We start from the raw sequence: 14,073 nt of genomic DNA on the forward strand, positions 1-14,073 counted from the left end.
TGCCGTTGGCCCGGACTTTCTCCAGGAACGTCCACAGGTCCTCTGGTCGTTTCGATTGGGTTGCGGTGAAAGGCGGGGGCGCGTGATCGGCGTTGAATATGACGTTGCGATGCAGGTTCTTGCCGTCCGGTGCTGAGGTCCATTCATAGGCGACGAAGGTGGTGAACCTGCCCGGCTGGTAGTTGTCGTTGGCGGCCTTTATCTGCAGGCCCCAGGTGTTCAACATGGCCTGATCGCCATGGAAGTCGTCGGAGGCCGAGCCCGCCCCTGACCTATCGCCGAGCGACTGCGCGACCGCCACGAAGGCTTGGTGCGGATCGGCCAGGATCTTCTGGCCCAGCGGCGACTTCGAAAGCGGGTTTGCCGGATCGTCGAGCTGGTTCATCACCCCCATGAATTCGGAGTGGTCGGTGACGGCCATGAAGTCGAGCGGCCAGCGGCGCTTGGCGGCGACCATTCCGTTGGGGGTGAAGCCTTCCTCGCGGGCGACCTGTGAGGCCGGGACCATGACCGCCTCGCCGCGGGCGAACTTGTAGGCCTGGTCGGGTGTCACCTTGGTGCCAAAGCTCCAGGCGTCGAAGGACATGGCGGTGTGTAGGTGCAGGTCGCCGAAGAAGGCGCGCCGCGTCTCCGGGGCCTTGCGGCTGACGTAGGTTGCGTCCGGCGGCGTTGGCTTCTCGGAGGCGGCGGGCGCGGTGGTCGCGGCGAGCGCGTGGCCACCGGATTTGGACGCCGCCGAAACGGCTAGAAGTCCCAGCCCCAGCGCCGGAACCGCCAGCGCCGACGCCAGCCACAGGCCCTTCCAAGTCATCGCTGCGCTCCCTGATTTTGGTCGCAGTTTATTCGGCGACGGTGAAGGCGTGTCCAGTCGCGCTCGACGCCTGAGAGCTGGGGTGGAGGAATGGTCCCATATCCGATGGGAATGGCGTGGCGGCGCGCCATCCGATCGAGTGGCGGCTGCCTGGCGTCGAGGGAAGATGTGAATCGGGTGCTCGAAGGCGACTAAGGCGAGGCGATGACAATTCCGACAGGGTTCATAACGGGAGGCTATGGGCAATTCCATTGATCCGCAGGCCGACGAGTCCCAGGTTCCCGGCAAGAGGCGACAGAGAGCGCCTGGAACAAGGGGGAGACATGACGTTCGCCGGCTCCAATCGACGGTTGCCCCTGCTGGCCGCGGGTGTGGCGCCTGGCGCGCTGCTGGCGGCGGCGCTGCTCGCCGCCGCCTCTCCCGCCGGCGCCCAGGCGCAGAACACCGGGCCAACGCAAAGCTCGTCGGCCAGTCCGCCGAGCGCGGCGAGCATCGAGGAGATCGTCGTCACCGCCCGCAAGCGCGAGGAGCGCCTGCGTGACATTCCGACGGCGGCCACGGCCCTGGGCGCCGATCAGATGCGCGAGCTCGGCGGAGTGGCAACAGCGCAGAGCCTGCTCACCAACGTGCCCGGCGTGAATTTCGCCAACACCTCTAACCCGGTGACCTCGGAGGTGTCCATCCGCGGCTCGGGCACCTCGCGTGCGACGACGGCGGAGTCCGGCGTCGGCCTGTTCCGTGACGGCGCCTTCATCGGCGGCGGCACGGTGCTGGGCCGCACCTTCACTGATCTGGACCTATTCGACGCCGAGCGCATCGAGGTGCTGCGCGGCGTGCAGGGCGGCCTGGACGGCCGCAACGCCGAGGGCGGCTCGGTCGACGTCATTTCCGCTCGGCCGACGCACAATTACGAGGGTTACGCCTTCGGGGACATCGCCAACAACGACCACGCCGAAGGCCAGCTGGTTGTGAACCTGCCGATCGACGACCATTGGGCGATGCGCTTCGGCGCGGACATGATGGACCAGTCGAAGGGCTTCTATCATCTGCCGCTGCTCGATCGGTACGCCGACCAGCAGTACAAGCAGTTCCTGCGCGGACAGGTCAATTTCAACCAGGGACCGTTCACTGCCAACCTGTTGATCGAGCACGGCAACGAGGAGCTCCCGGGCCTCACCTACCAGGTCAACACCTTCCCCAGCGCGACCTATCCCACCGGCTTCCATCAGGACCGCTTCAACCTGCCGTGGAACTCGACGTCCGAAGCCAAGATGCGGATGGACAACTACGAGTTCGCCACCAATACGGACTTCAGTCTCGGCAGCTTCGCCACCACCACCATGTATCGCGACCGCAGCGGCGAGAACGCCTATGACCGCGACGCCTCATCCCTGCAGTATGCCCAGTCGCTCGTCGCCGCTGGCAAGGTGGCCACGGCGGCCATTCCCGCAGTGCTGGCTGCGGACAACTTCCTGGGCGGCAACCAGCTCGACCGCGCCAGGATCTTCTATCAGGACGTCCATTTCGCCGGCCAAAAGGTCGACAATTTCACCTGGCTGGTGGGCGCCGAATACTACCTGCTGCGCGACCTGCCGCAGAGCATTCTGTCCAAGACCCCGACCGCTGCGAGCCCCAGCGTCGGCACCAACGACGTGGGCCACGAACGTTTCGAGTCCTACGCGGCCTACGGCTCCGTCGGATACGATTTCACCTCGAAGTTCAACATCTCGGGCGATCTGCGGGTCACCCATGACGACGAAAGCTTCAGCACCCAGCGGGTCGATTTCGGCACCGGCCTGCCGGCCAGCAACGGGTTGGCATTCGATGTCACCGGCGCGATCCGCGACACCAACGTCTCCTACGACGTGACCGCGGGCTACAAGCTGACGCCCGACAATCTGGTCTATGCGAAGGTCGGCACGGCCTACCGGCCGGGCGGTTTCAACACCTCGCTCGGCGATCCACGCCAGCCAATCCCGGTGCCGACATCCTATCAGTCCGAAACGCTGACGGCCTACGAGATCGGCTACAAGGGCAACATCCTCAGCAACCTCTATTTGACCGCCGACGTCTACGACAACGATTTCAAGAACCTGATCATCCAGGGCAACAACGGCTGCTTCATCGCCAGCCCTGTTTGCCCGGTGCAGCAGACCGTCTTCGCGTTCAACTCCGGACCGGCCAATCTATGGGGCGTAGAGTTCGAAGCCACCACGCATGTGAACATTTTCGGCGGCCCGCTGCGGTTCACGCTCACGGGCGCGCGGGAGGGCGGCAAGCTTGGCGGCACGACCTACAATGGCCTTCGCCAGCCGCAGCAGCCCGACTGGACCGCGACGCTGGACGCCTACTACACCCATCCGATCACCGACGCGGTCACCGGCTTCCTGAACTTCAAGGGCAACGGCCGCTGGGGCGGCGTGCAGGAGGTGGCGCAGGTCCCGCTGCTGGACGACTACACCGACTTCGACGCCCGCGCCGGGATCGACTGGGGCCGCTACGAGCTGGCGCTGCACTCCGAAAATATCTTCAACACGACCTATGTCGTGTTCGGCGCGCCGACCGCGACCAACAACGTCGTGCGCTACAATTTCCCGCGCACCTACGGCGTCTCGCTGCGCTACACGTGGTAGCAGAGCGGCGCCAAGCCGCTCACTGGAAGGGGTAGTAGCGGAAGCTGGTGTAGACCATGTTCTCGTTGGCCTGCGGCGCCCCGCCGACGCCGGTGAAGGCGTCGCGCTCGATGTACGAGTACTGCACACCGAAGCGGGCCTGGCCCCAGGCGCCGGAGTAGAATTTGTCCCAGAAGCCGGCGCTGATCTGCTTGAGCGCCTGGGTGTTGCCGGTGCAGGGTAGCGCCGAGCCCTCGATGTCGCAGCCGGTGTTCACGAACAGCGGGTTGCCATAGCCGATGGCGCCGAAGGCCGCGCGGTTGTCGCGCTCCTCGCCGGCGTAGGCCCACAGGTCCAGCGCCTTGGTGGCGTGTATGACCCCGCCGACCAGGATGATGCTCTCGCGGATCGGCTCAATGCGGCCGTCGGGGTTGAAGGTCACGTCCGGAAGCTGTCCCGAGGCGTAGCGGCCGATGCCGCGGCCCGATAGGCCGGAGGCCTGAATGTCAAACAGGCCGGGGAGGACCTGCAGGGTCAGGCCCGCGCCCACGCCGCCGCCCCAGACGTCCTTGTTATCGAAGCTCGCCAGCTGTTCGTAGAAGTCGCGGCTGAGGCCCAGCACTTCGGCGTGCAGATGATGCCCGCCCAGGTCCTCCTCGATTGCGACCTTGGCCACCAGGTCGGGCAGATGATTGAGGGACGACGTCGCTGCGGCGCCGGTGTTGGTGGCGCCGGCGTAGAAGCCCTGGCCGTTGTTGATGGTGTTGATCACGCCGGCGGGAACCGTCCCGGTGAAAGTGGTCTGCGGGTTCTCCGCAGAGACCGAGATCCACAGGTGCTTGTCCATCAGGTCCTTGGTCAGCCGCACGACCGGCTGGCGGGTCCAGGTGAAGCCGACATGGTACTGGCCGTCGACCGTCAGCGGCGTGACCTCGTTGCGTGGCGTGATGCCCTTGGAGTCCAGGGTCACCAGCGAGAAGGTCTGGCCCGTCAGCAGGTGCCAGCCGGAGTCGGCCCAGTCGATCGCCCCATAGAAGTGGCGGATCCGGGGCACGAAGCTGTTGGTCTCGTTGGAGTTCGAACTCTGCGCCGCGCCCTGGAAGTCGAATTCGCCATACATGCTGAGGGTGACGTCGGAGTTGGGCTTGCCTTCGACCAGCGCCGAGACCCTGCTCTGGCGCGGCGTGAACCGCAGCTCATCCAGATGGCCCTGCCGTGTCTGCGGAAAGGGGATGGTGTTGAGCGCCGTCGAAACGTCGTTGGCGGTGTCGTGTTGGCGCCAGACCTCGGCGGCTTCCAGGAAGCCCCCGGGCGTGATCTTCACCCCGCCCACATAGATGCCGTCGGTCGGCCGGTCCTTCTTCACTTCGGCGGCGACCTGCGCGGGGATGGTCTTGATCTCCGCGTCCTGGGCGGCGGCGAGCTCGGTGTGGGCCGATCTCGCGGCGGCCTCGGCCGCGTCGGCGCGGGCGGACGCCGCCTGAACCTGGGACTGCAGGGCCAGGCGGGCGGCGGTTTCGGCTGCGAGATTGTCCTTCAACGCCTGCACTTCGCTGGTCAGCGTCGCCATCTGGTCGTCGGCGGGCTTGGCCGCCGCCTTTTCTGCCGCCTTGTGCGCCGGTTTCTTGTGGGGTGTGGCCGTCTCGGCCAGGGCGGCTGACCCGAAGGCAAGGGTCGCGCCGATCACGCCGCCGCCTAGCAGCAAGGTCCGAAGCTTCATGGTTTTCCTCCCGGGCGCGTCCCCGGCCGCGCGCCGTTGTTCCCGTCGCAGGCCCCAAAACCGTTATGCACTGTATCTGCCGTACGGCAACCTGAACGCGCGTCGATTCATGGCCGCTATGGCCGCGGCGCCACATTGGAAGGTCGGGGGCTTCGAGCGCGGCGCGGGCTCAAGGGGGCCGGCCGCCGAGGGCGCTCAGGCGTGCGGCGGCCAGCAATAAAAATTCACCGCCGCAGCGGGAGCTGGGCGGTGTTTTGCATGGCGAATTGGGACCAGGCGAAGGTCGCGGGAGCGCCGCCGGCGCCCCCGCGGTTTCGCTTAGAACGGATAGTAGCGGAAGCTGGTGAAGATCATGTCGTCGGTGGTCTTCGGCGTGTAGCCGCCGCCGGAGAAGGCCTCCAGCTTGGTGTGCGAGTACTGCAGGCCGATCCGGATCTGGCCAAACGAGCCGGTGAAGGCCTTGTCCCAGAGGCCGGCGGTGATCTGACCGACGTCGCGGACCGTGGCCGAGCAGGTTCCGCCGACGGTGGTGCAACCCGCCGAGGTGAACACCGTGTTGGCCAGGTTGCCGAAGCCGTAGTTCGTCGTGCCGAGCGTGCTGATCTTGGAGTTTTCCCGCTCGTCTCCGGCGAACACATAGAGGTCGACTTCCGGCGTTGCGTGCAGGGTGCCGCCGATCAGGTACATGGTCTCGTCGATCGGGGCGACCTTGCCGTCGATGCGCAGGGTGGCGTCGGACAACTGGCCGGCGCCGTAGCGGCCGATGCCCTTGCCGCTCATCACCGAGGCCTGCAGGTCGAGGATCTTGGGGATCGCGGTGTAGGTGATGGCCGCACCCCAGCCGCCGCCCTCGACGTCGGCTTCATGCACGCCGGGGGTCAGGCCCTGGGTGTTGGCCGCCGTCACGGTGATCTGGTCGTAGAAGTCGCGGTAGATGCCAAACGCTTCAACGTGAAGCGGCCGCGCGACGCCGATGTAGGGCTCCCAGGCCGCCTTCAGGATCACGTCGGGCGTGCGGTTGAAGGAGGTGGTGTTGACCGAGTTGAAGCCGCTGAAGGCGGCCGCGACGGCCGGCGCCCCGTTGATGGTGGCGTTGCCGGTCGCAAGGTCGGCGACGCTCACGCCCGTGGGCAAGGCGTTGCCGGCGGTGCCGGTGAAGGTCGTCTGCGGGTTTTCGAGCGAGGCGGCGAGCCAGAACTGCTTGTCGTCGAAGTCCTTGGTGAGCCGGATCTGCGGCTGGCGGGTCCAGGAGAAGCCCGGCACGTACTGCGCGTCGATGACCGGCGGCGGGACCTCGTTGCGCGGGGTGATGCCCTTGCTGTTCAGCGTCAGCAGCGACCAGTTCTGGCCGGCCAGCATGTGCAGGCCCCAGTAGTCCCAGTCCATGGTGGCGTAGAGGTTGCGGATCCGCGGGTTGTAGGAGTTGCTCTCGTTGGAGTTGGCGGTCTGGGCCGCCGCGTTGAAGTCGAACTCGCCGTAGAAGGCGGCGTGCGTCGCCTGGTTGATGTCGCCCTGTGCGAGGAACGAAACCCGGCTCTGATGCGCGGTGCCGCGCAGTTCGTGGATCTGCGAGAGCCCCGAGTTTTCGAAGGGGACCTTCGCGAAGCTGGAGGCGATGTCGGATTCGAGCGTCTTGGACCGATAGATGCCGGCCGCTTCGGCGAAACCGCCCAGGGTCAGGCTGATGCCCTTGTACTTCAGCTTGTCGAGGGTCGGCGCCGGCTGGGCGGCGACGGCGGTCTGCACGGCGCCGGGGATCTGCTCGATCTGCATGTCCAGCTTGGCCTGGGCGGCGTGGGCCGCCGCGGTGGCTTCCTGGGCCTGCGCCTGAGCCTGGCTGGCGGTGGCCTGCGCTTGGCTCTGCTGCTGGGCCTGCGCCTGGACAGTGGCCTGCAGCGCTTCGACCTGAACCTTCAACGCCTTCACTTCGTCAGCGAGGGCCGTGTCGGCCGCCGCGGCCGGATGCTTGTGCTTGGGCGCAGCTTGCGCCCCACCGGCGACCGAGAGCGCGAAGAGGATGCAAATCCCAGCACTCGTCAGAAGCGACGTTTTCGATGTCATAGCCATAAACCCCTTAGCCGGCGTCGCTTGGCTGCGGCCGGTCCGTGGGCTTCGCTATTCGTGGCTTATGAAGTAAAAACTACAGGTCCATGACGTTTTTGCGAACATGACCGTCCACCAAAATAACGTCGCTTTATGTGAACGTTTCATGACGTTGCGACATCGCGGCGGTTGACTGTGGAATGCCTGGATTGGCCGAGCTTTACTGCACCGACGCTTAAATAGAACGCGGCCATGGTGTCCGGGGCGGCCGCCCTCAGCGCGGCGGCCGAAAACGGCGCCGACGGACCATAGGCCGTCGGAGTGGCGGCCCGGGAGGGAATGGCAGAGGTCAGCAATTCCAATCGGATCAATTGTCGAACCGCATAGCCCGAGCCCGTTCAATTTCGCTAGCTTGGATTGGTGTTGTCAAACCAATCACGCCGACCAGGAGCTTGAACAGCACTCCAGTACGGCCTCGTCGGAACGCCTCAACGGCAAGCGTTCAGGGAGAAACAGCCTGAAGTCTCACGAGGTAGAGGACGATCAATTCGTCCGAGGCCGGATCATAAAAATGGAAGCCGCTGTATTTGCCCGTCGGCAGTTCGAACTCGAAATCCCTGTAGCGGACCTGTGTTCTGGGAAGGCTGGCATCCGGCTCAGGCAGGGCAACCGACTTAGCCAGGCGAAACCAGGTCATCGCCTCATGCGACGGCGTGTCGGACAGGGTCCAATGCCCGTCTGACCATGCGCCTGGTATCCCGAGGCCATCCTGAGGGTTGTAGAGCTGCGGTTTGCCCAGAGTGCGCGCGGCCTGCACGTCTTCCGGCGTCCATCCTGCAAAGCGCCATTTGCTTCCCGGCGTCACCCAGATCGAATGCCGCGCTTTGACGTAGTCGCGCAGGCCCATCCGGTCGATGTCATGCCCCTGAAAGAAGGCTCCGGACACGGTGTAGAAGAACTGACGCGGATCCGGCGTCGTTGGGGTTTCCTTGAACGCGGCTTCGCCACTGCCGAGGCGCTTCACCTCGATGGACAGCAGGCGGATGGTAGCTCCGTCGCGATCGGTGTTCTGGCTGTCGAAGCCCGCTAGGCCCCGGGCGTCGGGCAACGCCACGAAGAGCGCGGAGGGAAGAGCACCGTCCTTTTCGGGACATTCCGGAGTGGTGCTCGCGGTCCTTGGTAGCGGCTGGATGACGGCCGGCTGGCCGGACGCCAGCTTCAGCCGGATGGCTTGCTCAGCTGGCGAACGTGTATGCCAGGTCGGCCCGGCCTCAGACAGCCAAGTCTGGTTCTCAAGGAAGCAGCGGTATCGTTGAGCGACGCTTACCTCACGCCCGGCCTCCGAGTACTTGGCCGCAAAGTTATAGTCACGGGTCTGCACGACTGGCGACTGGCAGCCCGATAAGACGGTCAAGGCCGCGACTGCTAACCAATTCGTTGGCCAGCCGCACAAACCCTTGGTCACGCGTCGTTCTGCGGGTCGGGCCATGCAGCCTCAGCGTTGATGTTGCGGAAGATCGAGATCGAGATCGAGAGACGAGTCGCCTCGACTAGCGGAAGCAGGCGCGACACCCCATCGTCACCAACTGCGGCCGCATCTGCCTGCACCGCAAGAAGATCAACGTCTCAATCGTGCTGGCCGGTCAGCGCCTCGGCATCAAGGAAGTCGACGAGGAAATAGGGCTCGTCCGCTTCATGCACTATGATCTGGGCTTCATCGATCTGGAGCAGAGAACCCTGCAACCCCTCGACAACCCGTTCGGCCCGAGGTTGTCACCTATGTCTTAGGTACGACCTGTCACCTATGTGTCCAGTATGGACACCGTCGGAGTGGCGGCCCGGGAGGGACTCGAACCCCCGACCTTAGCTTTAGGAAAGCTCTGCTCTATCCGGCTGAGCTACCGGGCCACGCGGCGCGACCGATGCCACGGGCCGGGGCAGGCGCCAAGCTTTTCGCGGCGGCGCGGTCCGTATGGCCTGAGCGCGATTGCCCGCCCGGGCCGCGCACCCTAGCCTTGCCCCGTGGGCGATATCGCTCGGGGGAGTCGCGTACCGATGAAGATTTTCCGCGAGCTCTGGGTGCAGGTGCTGGTCGCCGTGGCGCTCGGGCTCATCGTCGGCGCGATCTGGCCGGTGTTCGGGGCCTCGCTGAAGCCGCTGGGCGACGCCTTCGTCAAGCTGGTGAAGATGGCCGTGGCGCCGGTGATCTTCTGCACCGTGGCCGCCGGCATCGCCCACATGGGAGACCTCAAGGCGGTGGGACGCCTCGGCGTGCGCACGCTTGTCTATTTCGAGGTGATGTCCACCTTCGCCCTCGCAGTCGGCCTGGGCGTCGGCGAACTCCTGCACCCGGGCCGGGGGTTCAACATCAACCCGGCGACCCTCGACCCGAAGGCGGTCGCCGACTATGCGGCCAAGGCGGCCCATGGCCAGAGCGTGGTCGACTACCTGCTGCACCTGATCCCGGACACCTTCCTCGGCGCCTTCGCCGACGGCGACCTCTTGCAGGTTCTGGTGATCGCGGTGCTGACCGGGTTCGCCTGCACCAAGATGGGCGCGTTCGGGATCAAGACAGCCGGCGTGCTGGACGGGATCGCCCAGGTGTTCTTCGGCATCATCGGGGTGATCGTGCGTCTGGCGCCCATCGGCGCCTTCGGGGCCATGGCCTACACCATCGGCAAGTTCGGGGTGGCGTCGCTGCGGAACCTGGGCGCCCTGGTGGGGACCTTCTACCTGACCAGCGCGCTCTTCGTGCTCATCGTGCTGGGGGCCGTCGCCGCGCTCAGCGGCTTCTCGGTGCTGAAGTTCCTGCGCTACATCCGCGAGGAGCTGTTGATCGTGCTGGGGGCCTCCTCGTCGGAGGCAGCCCTGCCGCTGATCATCGCCAAGCTGCAGCGGCTGGGGGCCGGCAAGACCACGGTCGGCCTGGTGGTGCCCACCGGCTACAGCTTCAACCTCGACGGCACCAACATCTACATGACGCTGGCCACCCTGTTCCTGGCCCAGGCGACCAACATCCATCTGAGCTGGCAGCAGGAGCTGACCCTGCTGGGCGTGGCCATGCTGACGTCGAAGGGCGCCAGTGGCGTCTCCGGCGCGGGCTTCATCACGCTCGCCGCCACCCTGGCGGTGATCCCCGACCTCCCGATCGCCGCGCTGGGCCTGCTGCTCGGCGTCGACCGCTTCATGAGCCAGTGCCGCGCGCTCACCAATTTCATCGGCAATGGCATCGGGACCCTGGTCATCGCCCGTTGGGAAGGCGACCTCGACCGCGACAAGCTGAGGGCCGAACTCGACCGCGGCCCGGGCGGCGATCCGGAGGGGTTGCTGGAAACGGCGCTGCCCGGGTAGGCGGAAACCCTGGCCTCAGGCGACGATCCGGACGGGCAGGGCTTCGTAGCCCTTCACGAAGTTCGACTTCAGGCGCCGGGGCTCGCCCACCACCTCGATGCGTTCGAAGCGCTTGAGGATCTCTTCCCAGACGACCCTCAGCTGCATTTCGGCCAGCCGGTTGCCCACGCAGCGGTGGATCCCGAAGCCGAAGGCTACGTGCTGGCGGGGGCGTTCGCGGTCGATGATGAAGCGCTCGGCGTCGGCGATGACGTCCTCGTCGCGGTTCCCCGAGACGTACCACATGACCACCCGGTCGCCCTTCTTGATGGTCTTGCCGCCAAGTTCGAAATCCTGGGTCGCGGTGCGGCGCATGTGGGCAACCGGGCTCTGCCAGCGGACGATCTCAGGCACGGCGGATTCGAGCAGCGTCGGGTCGCCCCGCAAGCGGTCATAGGCGTCGGGATAGTCCTGGAAAGCCATCAGGGCGCCGGTGATCGAGTGGCGCGTGGTGTCGCTGCCGGCCACGGTCAGCAGCATGACGTTTCCCAGATAGCGCTCGGGGTTGTCGCCCTTGCGGGTGACGGGATCGTGGCTCAAGAGCGAGATCAGGTCGTTGGCCGGCGGCCCGTCCTTGCGAGCGTCCCAGAGGCCCATGAACGGCATGACCAGCGGCATGAACCCGCGTGCCGTTCCATCATCTGTTCCGGGGTCATGTCGGCCGGCGGCGGACCTGAGAGCGCCATGTCGGAGAGCTTCGGCAGGTTGCGGCGCTGGTCGAAGGGATAGTCGAACAGCGTGGCCAGCATCTGGCTGGTGAGTTCGATGGAGACTTTGTCCACGAAGTCGAAGGTCTCGCCCACCGGCAGCTCGTCGAGGATCGCTGCGGCCCGATCGCGGATTAGCGGCTCCATGGCGGCCATGCCGGCCGTGGAGAAGGTGGGCGTGACCACCCGGCGCTGGGCGTCGTGATCGGGCGGGTCCAGCGCGATGAAGCTGGAGTCTTCGCTGGGCTCGAAGGCGTCGGCGATCATGATGCCGCCGCGGCTGGAGTCCGACGAGAAGACCTCGTGGTTGGAGTCGACCGCCACGATGTCCTGGAACTTGGTCACCGACCAATATGCGCCGTACTCGCTCTCAGCGCAGTAGTGAACCGGATCCTCGCGCCTCAATCGCTCGAACCAGGGCCAGTGGGTGTCGCTGGTGAAGTGGCTCACCTCGGCGACTTGGAAGTCCTTCAGAGGCGTGGAATAGGCCCGCTCGCGGGCGTCCTTGGCGATTGCGCCGGCGTCGTCGGCCATGAGCTTGCCTCCACCCTTCTATGTTGGTTGGAGGCTGGGCCGCGATCGGCCGGGGCGCAAACGAAAACGCCCGGCGGTGAGGCCGGGCGCTCTCGCAAATCGGGTTGTCGGTTTGACTTAGGCCGCGACCGCCTTGATCAGGGACTTGTTGAGGATGCCGATGGCCGCGTCGCGGTCGATCCGCTCGATGGCGGCGACTTCGCGGGCCATGCGGTCGAGCGCGCTCTCATAGAGCTGGCGTTCCGAATAGGACTGTTCCGGCTGGTTCTCGGCGCGGTGCAGGTCGCGGACCACTTCGGCGATGGAGATCAGGTCGCCGGAGTTGATCTTGGCTTCGTACTCCTGGGCGCGGCGGCTCCACATGGTGCGCTTCACGCGGGCGCGGCCCTTCAGGGTGGTCAGCGCCTGGGTCACCACATTGGTCTCGGCCAGAGCCCGCAGCCCGGCGGTGCGGGCCTTGGCGGTCGGCACGCGAAGCGTCATCTTTTCGTGGTCGAAGGTGATCACATAGACTTCGAGCTTCAGACCGGCGACTTCCTGGACTTCGATCCCCTGCACCTGGCCCACGCCGTGGGCCGGATAGACGACGTGATCGCCGACCGAGAAATCCATACCGTTCTTGCTCATCGAGATAGTCCTCTCAAAATTCCCTGGGTCCGGACTGCGCGGACCTTTGACGCAGATGCGCCCAGCGAATAAGCCACCCTGTCCGCGAAAGCAGATCGCGGCGGCGTCATCGGTTGGGAGCGGAAGTAGACCTCTTAAGACACCCTTCGCCTGGCCCCGGAGCTATCCCTCATTGGACTGCGCCGGATCGGCGTTTCTTCTCGGCCGACGGGCAAGGGAAGAGACCCTGAGCGCCACGTCGTCCGTAACGATAACATAAAATGAAGCGGAATGAAAGGGTTGCCCCGGCGGCCTTACCGCCAAGCTGGCGGTCGGCGGGACGGCTTTAAGAGCCGCGGCCGGGCTTCTCGGAGAAGTATTTCTCGAGCTTGCCGGTCTCGCGCTCGAAGGCTTCTGCGTCGGCGGGGGCTTCGCCCTTGACCGTGATGTTCGGCCAGACCTTCGAATAGTCGGAGTTGATCCGAAGCCACTTGCCGTCGGGATCGTCCTCGGTGTCCGGCTTGATGGCGTCGACCGGGCATTCCGGCTCGCAGACGCCGCAGTCGATGCATTCGTCCGGATTGATCGCCAGGAAGTTCTCGCCCTCATAGAAGCAGTCGACAGGACACACCTCCACGCAGTCCATGAACTTACATTTGATGCAGGGATCCATCACGATGTAGGTCATGGCGGGCGAGGGGCCTCCCAGAGTTTACGAGCGGGCGCGGGTTTTTCGCGGTGGCGCCCCCTATTGTCAATGCTGTCGCAGCACGTGGCGCTTCGAGGAATTCTCCAGGCGGCCCCAGAGGCCTCACCGGCCGGTCAGCGCGACTGGCCATGTGAAGGGCCGCGGCGGCCCGAAACGATTGTCGCCGGCGTCGCCGGGCAGGGCGCCAAACAGCACGATCAGAGCCAGTTCCGCGGCGACCCCGACCAGGGTCGCGGTGACGAGGCCCATCGAAAGGACCGGCAAGGTGGCGACGACGGGGGCGACGGTGGCGGCGGCGGCCCACCAGCCGCTGCGGCCGAAATCGTGCGCCCGCCGGATCTGGGCGAAGGTCAGGGGCGCGGTCATCGCCACGCCGACGTCGGGGTCGATATAGCTGAGCCCGATCGAAAGCACGAAGATGATCGCCACCCAGACCCAGTACTCGCCCCGGCCGGCGCGCCGCCCGAGCCACCAGAAGACGCCGCGCGGTTTGGCTGCGCCGACGGTGTCGTGCGGATCGGTCACGTCGAAGGCTCTCCAGACCCTGAGGAGCCTAGGGCGTACATCAGGGCTCATCCAGCGAGGAATAGAGAGTCCGCGCCTCGGCTGGGGGTCCTCGCCGCTCGCCTAGCGCCAGCACGGTGACCGCGATGAGCCGTCCGCCCAAGGCGAACACCAGGGCGTCGCCCACCTTGACCGGGCGGGCAGGCTTGTCGATCCGGCTTTCGTGGCCGGCGCGGGTCAGGCGAATCCGGCCCTCGTCGATGAAGGTCGCGGCCAGGGTGCGGGTCTTGAAAAAGCGCGCGCGCCAGAGCCAGACGTCGGCGCGGGCGGCGTCCTGCGTCACGGGCGCGCGGTCCCGGTCCGACGGCGGCGCGGCCGGCGGACGGGCGGCGGCTCGCCCTTCAGCGCGGCCAGGGCGGCGAAGGGCGAATTGGGGG

13 protein-coding genes and 1 tRNA gene are annotated in these 14,073 nt (G+C 66.0%); 3 read left to right on the plus strand and 11 right to left on the minus strand.

The window, feature by feature from the left end; all coding sequences use genetic code 11:
* Positions 1–811: DUF3604 domain-containing protein (locus E8A12_RS19795; protein ID WP_293372035.1), on the minus strand; the 811-nt coding region annotated here is incomplete at its 3' end.
* A gap of 323 nt (positions 812–1,134) precedes the next feature.
* On the opposite strand from E8A12_RS19795, the gene E8A12_RS19800 reads away from it, so the two are divergent.
* The gene (locus E8A12_RS19800) at positions 1,135–3,444 is read left to right on the plus strand and encodes a TonB-dependent receptor (protein ID WP_293372036.1); all 2,310 of its coding nucleotides are present in this window, start codon (positions 1,135–1,137) and stop codon (positions 3,442–3,444) included.
* A gap of 19 nt (positions 3,445–3,463) precedes the next feature.
* On the opposite strand, the gene E8A12_RS19805 is transcribed toward E8A12_RS19800, so the two are convergent.
* From E8A12_RS19805 to E8A12_RS19815, 3 genes are all read right to left on the minus strand, one after another.
* Positions 3,464–5,143 carry a hypothetical protein gene (locus tag E8A12_RS19805; RefSeq protein ID WP_293372037.1) on the minus strand — a complete coding sequence of 560 codons (1,680 nt, stop codon included), beginning with the start codon at positions 5,141–5,143 and terminating at the stop codon, positions 3,464–3,466.
* Between the two features lie 318 nt (positions 5,144–5,461).
* Complete coding sequence (locus E8A12_RS19810; RefSeq protein ID WP_293372039.1) at positions 5,462–7,204, minus strand: hypothetical protein; 1,743 nt, start codon at positions 7,202–7,204, stop codon at positions 5,462–5,464.
* Between the two features lie 484 nt (positions 7,205–7,688).
* Positions 7,689–8,567 (minus strand): hypothetical protein, encoded by an 879-nt coding sequence (locus E8A12_RS19815; protein WP_293372041.1) that lies wholly within the window; start codon positions 8,565–8,567, stop codon positions 7,689–7,691.
* Positions 8,568–8,818: 251 nt separating this feature from the next.
* On the opposite strand from E8A12_RS19815, the gene E8A12_RS19820 reads away from it, so the two are divergent.
* Entirely contained in the window at positions 8,819–8,974 is a 156-nt protein-coding gene (locus tag E8A12_RS19820) for a hypothetical protein (RefSeq protein ID WP_293372043.1), read from the plus strand.
* Between the two features lie 43 nt (positions 8,975–9,017).
* Here E8A12_RS19820 and E8A12_RS19825 read toward each other — a convergent pair.
* A tRNA-Arg gene (locus E8A12_RS19825) sits at positions 9,018–9,094 on the minus strand.
* A 147-nt stretch (positions 9,095–9,241) separates the two neighbouring features.
* On the opposite strand from E8A12_RS19825, the gene dctA reads away from it, so the two are divergent.
* Positions 9,242–10,537, plus strand: coding sequence for a C4-dicarboxylate transporter DctA (gene dctA / locus E8A12_RS19830; protein WP_293372045.1), 1,296 nt, complete (start codon positions 9,242–9,244; stop codon positions 10,535–10,537).
* A gap of 15 nt (positions 10,538–10,552) precedes the next feature.
* Here the strand turns inward: dctA and E8A12_RS19835 are convergent, their stop codons facing one another.
* The 6 genes from E8A12_RS19835 to E8A12_RS19860 form a co-directional block, all read right to left on the minus strand.
* Entirely contained in the window at positions 10,553–11,194 is a 642-nt protein-coding gene (locus E8A12_RS19835; RefSeq protein WP_293372047.1) for a cytochrome P450, read from the minus strand.
* Positions 11,125–11,817: a hypothetical protein gene (locus E8A12_RS19840; protein WP_293372049.1), complete on the minus strand. Its 693-nt coding sequence runs from the start codon at positions 11,815–11,817 to the stop codon at positions 11,125–11,127. Before E8A12_RS19840 ends, E8A12_RS19835 begins: the two co-directional genes overlap by 70 nt.
* 117 nt (positions 11,818–11,934) lie before the next feature.
* Positions 11,935–12,444, minus strand: a complete 510-nt coding sequence (locus E8A12_RS19845) for a CarD family transcriptional regulator (RefSeq protein WP_293372051.1) — start codon at positions 12,442–12,444, stop codon at positions 11,935–11,937.
* Positions 12,445–12,769: 325 nt separating this feature from the next.
* A complete protein-coding gene (fdxA, locus tag E8A12_RS19850) occupies positions 12,770–13,111 on the minus strand; it encodes a ferredoxin FdxA (RefSeq protein ID WP_293372053.1) in 342 nt (113 codons plus the stop codon).
* A 123-nt stretch (positions 13,112–13,234) separates the two neighbouring features.
* A complete protein-coding gene (locus E8A12_RS19855; protein WP_293372055.1) occupies positions 13,235–13,657 on the minus strand; it encodes a DUF805 domain-containing protein in 423 nt (140 codons plus the stop codon).
* Positions 13,658–13,697: 40 nt separating this feature from the next.
* Positions 13,698–13,979, minus strand: coding sequence for an RNA-binding S4 domain-containing protein (locus tag E8A12_RS19860; RefSeq protein ID WP_293372057.1), 282 nt, complete (start codon positions 13,977–13,979; stop codon positions 13,698–13,700).
* Positions 13,980–14,073: the final 94 nt, after the last annotated feature.

Origin of the sequence: Phenylobacterium sp. (genome assembly GCF_004799395.1) — a bacterium.
Taxonomy (GTDB): Bacteria; Pseudomonadota; Alphaproteobacteria; order Caulobacterales; family Caulobacteraceae; genus Phenylobacterium.